The 3812-nt window shown below is 66.8% G+C and carries 4 protein-coding genes; all 4 read right to left on the bottom strand.

The genetic code is table 11. The features are described 5' to 3' along the window. The coding region (locus tag ACSHWJ_RS15875) for a hypothetical protein (RefSeq protein ID WP_432540091.1) at positions 1-656 on the bottom strand (656 nt) is incomplete at its 3' end. Beyond that, positions 656-1609 (bottom strand): hypothetical protein, encoded by a 954-nt coding sequence (locus ACSHWJ_RS15870; protein ID WP_432540090.1) that lies wholly within the window; start codon positions 1607-1609, stop codon positions 656-658. The genes ACSHWJ_RS15875 and ACSHWJ_RS15870, both read right to left, overlap by 1 nt. Continuing rightward, the gene (locus ACSHWJ_RS15865) at positions 1593-1781 is read right to left on the bottom strand and encodes a hypothetical protein (RefSeq protein WP_432540089.1); all 189 of its coding nucleotides are present in this window, start codon (positions 1779-1781) and stop codon (positions 1593-1595) included. The genes ACSHWJ_RS15870 and ACSHWJ_RS15865 overlap by 17 nt, the downstream gene beginning before the upstream one ends. Before the next feature lie 10 nt (positions 1782-1791). Continuing rightward, positions 1792-3812: hypothetical protein (locus ACSHWJ_RS15860; RefSeq protein ID WP_432540088.1), on the bottom strand; the 2021-nt coding region annotated here is incomplete at its 5' end.

Here is a 3812-nt window from a genome sequence, read left to right as displayed (position 1 = left end):
GAGCTGCGATCGGGCAAGAGCAGCACGGACACCGAGCCCCAGGTTGTGGCCGCCGATGCGGTCAGGGTCCTGGTTCCTGTCGCCACCGCCGATACGAGTTGCTGATCCGCCATCAAGAGACTGCCGCCGCCCGCATTAGCGACCAGCGTGTCGCCCATTCCAGCGGGCCAAGCGGAAGCGCCCACAATGGCGGTCCCGCCCCACAGGCAGACCAGAAGGTCGTCGCTTTCCCCCTCGCTCGGGGTGACGGAAGGTGCCACCAGGGACGATGACGATCCCCCGGAGACTCCCGCCGACGCGTCGACCGGCGCTTCCGTATTCACACCGCCGAAGGCGCGGACCACTGCGTTAGAGTCATAGGACGGGAAACCACCCGCCGAGAAGTTCAAGGTGTACGAGGCCGGCTCGCTGTCCGATGCCACCTTATAGAAAGCCGCAAGCTGCGACCGGCCGTTCGAGCCGAAGCTGACGCTGCCTGCCGGCACCGGCGTGAATCCCGCCGGCGTGGCGATCCCGGCGCCGGATCCGAAACTGCCGGCATCTAGCGCGACAGCCAGCAGGAGGAGATCGCCGGCGGCGATCCCGGCCGGCTTGGCGATCGACAGCGAAGCGCCGGTCGACGAGGCCGTCGTGTAGGGACCGACCTGAATGCCCATCAGGCGGCGCCCACCTTGGCCAGGGACTGGATCATGTTGGCGCCGTCCCAGTAGATCGACAGCAGCGATTCACCGTTCGCGGTGGTGTTGACGGCCGGCGCCGCGGCCCGGCCGAGCCAGCGCGAGCCGGACAGGCCGGCCCAGCTCACCGCACGGCCACCGGTGGCGTCCTGAATCAAGCGAATCACATAGTTTCCGACCGGCGCGCCGGTGCTGGACACGGTCAGGGTCGTCGAAGCCGTCAGCTTGAGCTTCTGTTTCTGGCCGTTCACCAGGCTTAGGGTCTTGGCCGTGCCGCTGTTGCCGTTGTCGTATTCGGCCTGGAACCCAAGCGTCTTCACCCCGGAGATCGGAAAGCCGGACAGCCCCAGCGCACCCAGCAGGTTGCCGCCCCCGACCGGCAAGGCGCCGACCTGCGCAGCCGTGGTAGCGTGCGGATTGGACACGTTGGAGGCATGTGCAGCGGCCGTGGCCAGCTGTGCAGCCTGCGAAGCCAGCGTCGCCGCGACCGCTGCCAGGTTCGTGGCCGGCGCGTCGTACCAGTTGGTGGCACCGGTGATCGCCTTGAGGCGGTTCGCCAGGCGGCCGAGCCACTGGGTCAGGGTCCCGGTGTTGTTGGCGGGTACCAGAGCCGGATCGGCGGTGCGGTTGCCGATGTGGACGTCGGTCACTTGGTCCGGCGCGTCGAGGATGCGGTCCACCTGCACTTGCGACGCCAGCTCGACGATGTGGTCGATCTGGTATTGCAGGGTTTCGATCGCCGGCGCCAGGGCTTCGTTGATGCGGAGCAGTCCCTGGTCGGTGAGCAGGGTCACGGCCGCCTGCCAGGAGATCCGCACCTCCTCCAGGGCCGCGATCCGCAGATCGATGTCCTGGAGGATCGCGTTGAAGGTGTCCTCGGACAGCGGCGTCACGCCATCCTTGAAGCGGTATCGGTCAAACCGGGTCGGCATGCTCGATCGCCTCCCGATTGGACTTCACCACGTCCCCTTTCAGGACGATGTCCCAGCCCGGATACAGGGTGACGCCGTCCACCACGATCCTGTCCCGTAGGACCACGCGGTATTGGCCGTCGTCGTCGATGCGGTCCGGGTCGATCGCATTCACTGTCGTCTGCTTGGCCATGGTGTTCTCCTTACGCTGCCACGTCGATGCGCTCGACCACCGCGAACGGCTGGCTGGCGGCGTTGCGGGTGCCGCTCAGCTTGATTTCGTAGGCGGTCGAGGCGGGAATGGTGAAGGTGTAGCTGAACCGCTTGGCGCCGTCCTCGTCGGTGATCACCGTGGTCGATGGCGCCACCTCGTTGCTGCCGCCGGTCACGATCCGGGGCGTCAAGGTATGGTTGGCGGCGTCCCAGTGCGCCACCAGCAGCTTGAGGGTCACCGAGGTGGTGGAGGCGACGGCGCGGGCAGCGGACCAATGCACGAAGCTGGTGTCTGGCCGGCTGGCCTGGATCGCGTTGTTGGTCAGCACGAAGGCCGGCGCCAGGTCGGAAGTCCCGAGCAGCACCGCGCGCAGGTTGACCAGGTTCGGGCTGGTGGACAGCACCAGCGACGGATCGCCCAGCGGGTACCAGGCACCCGAGCCGGAGGGCTGGATCTCGTAGCGAAGCTCGGTACCCTCCGGCACCACGTGCTGCGCAGCGATGGCCAGGTCGGTCAGTCCGCCGGACAGCGACACCGACTGGAGCTGCACCTCGGTGCGGACACGGGCGAACTTAGCGCCGTAGACCGTGAACATCAGATCGCGGGTCAGGTCGCCGACGAAGTAGTCGCCGTCCGAGCCGTAGAACAGCGTGCCCTGGGTATAGGCATTGCCGGAGACGGTCGCCACCCGGTGATCACCCTGAGTGATCAGGACGATGGCGTAGCGCTTGCCGCCTTCCAGCAGGACGTGCGGCACGTCGATCACGGTCTCGGCGGGATAGGCCTTGAGACTGGCCCGCGGCAGCGCGATCGAGGCCACCGTCTTTTCCAGATTGGGCTTGCCGCCGTCGGTTTCGCAGACGATGACCTGGACGTCTCCGCTGGGGCCGATCTGGGTGAAGAACAGGCCGAGCCGGGTCAGCCATAGGGCATTGGCGACCAGGAATGACTGCGCCACCATCGCGCCGTTGTAGCCGGTGGTGGTGACCTCGTCGACGTACTGGGTGGTCTCGTGCTGCTCGAAGTAGCCGTGCCAGGGCAGCGTCCACTGATACTTGGTGCCCAGCTTCGCCCAGACGTTGCGGGCGTACCAGCGGGTCAGGAAGTTGCCGTGCCAGCCGTACTTCTTCTCCCAGGAGACGATCTTCTGCTCCCGCACCGTGTGGGTCTGCACCTGGTACTGGCTGATCGACAGATCCCCCGCGTAACCCTGGGTCTGGATGCGGGCGGCGTGGGTATAGGCTGGCAGTACCACGTTCTGGCCGGAGACGCTGACGCCGGCGTCGATCGGGTTGAACAATGCCAGGTTGGCCTGGATGGAGGCTGCGAAGGGAAACAGCAGGCCGTGGTCGATCCGGGCCGCAAAGCCGACGTGGCCAGCGTTGCTCTTGGCGGTGTCGGCGAACGCATCGGACTGGTAGCTGCTGTAGCTGGACGGCAGTTGCAGCCGCTCCTTGACGCTCGCCAGATCCTGGGCGATCTCCACGAACATCGCGCGATCGGCCTTGTCCGAGGACTTCTTCGCCAGCGCCGCCAAGTCCGTGGCGATCGAAGCGATCCGGGGCTCGGCCGCCGCCTTCCAGGCCTCGATCCCGTCCAGGCGCTGCTCCTGGTCGTAGCCGTTCGGCAGCAGCGACTGGGTCTGCATCTCGATCCGCTCGATGCCGGCCGGCGTCAGGTAGACGTGGGCCACGGCCAGCGTGCCGGTCTGGATCACCGGGGGCTGCGGATCGGCCGACTCCTGTCCGCTCAGGGGATTCACCTCGCATTTGCGGATCCGCTGCATGGCCACGGCCTGGGGCTCCGTGGCGCCTGTCTGCAGATCGACCAGGAAGTCGCGCGGTTCGACGCTGGTATCCACTTCCTGACCCCACAGCACGATGGCGACGATCTTCTTCGTGACCAGGGGGATGTACTGGAACAGGTTGATCGCGACCGGCTGCTCGGCCACGTAGACCGCGCCGCCGCTGTAAAAGCGGCCCGGCTGGACCTCGACTTCGGTGGCCGAAA

Origin of the sequence: Methylococcus sp. S1M, from assembly GCF_051295855.1 — a bacterium.
In the GTDB taxonomy this organism is placed as follows: domain Bacteria; phylum Pseudomonadota; class Gammaproteobacteria; order Methylococcales; family Methylococcaceae; genus Methylococcus; species Methylococcus capsulatus.
The sequence above is the reverse complement of the archived record's forward strand: the minus strand, read 5'-3'. Positions and strand labels throughout refer to the sequence as shown.

Bases quoted from the DNA above. Each gene is read 5' to 3' on its own strand.
- ACSHWJ_RS15870 (WP_432540090.1), bottom strand. From the start codon at position 1,609: ATGCCGACCCGGTTTGACCGATACCGCTTCAAGGATGGCGTGACGCCG.
- ACSHWJ_RS15865 (WP_432540089.1), bottom strand. From the start codon at position 1,781: ATGGCCAAGCAGACGACAGTGAATGCGATCGACCCGGACCGCATCGAC.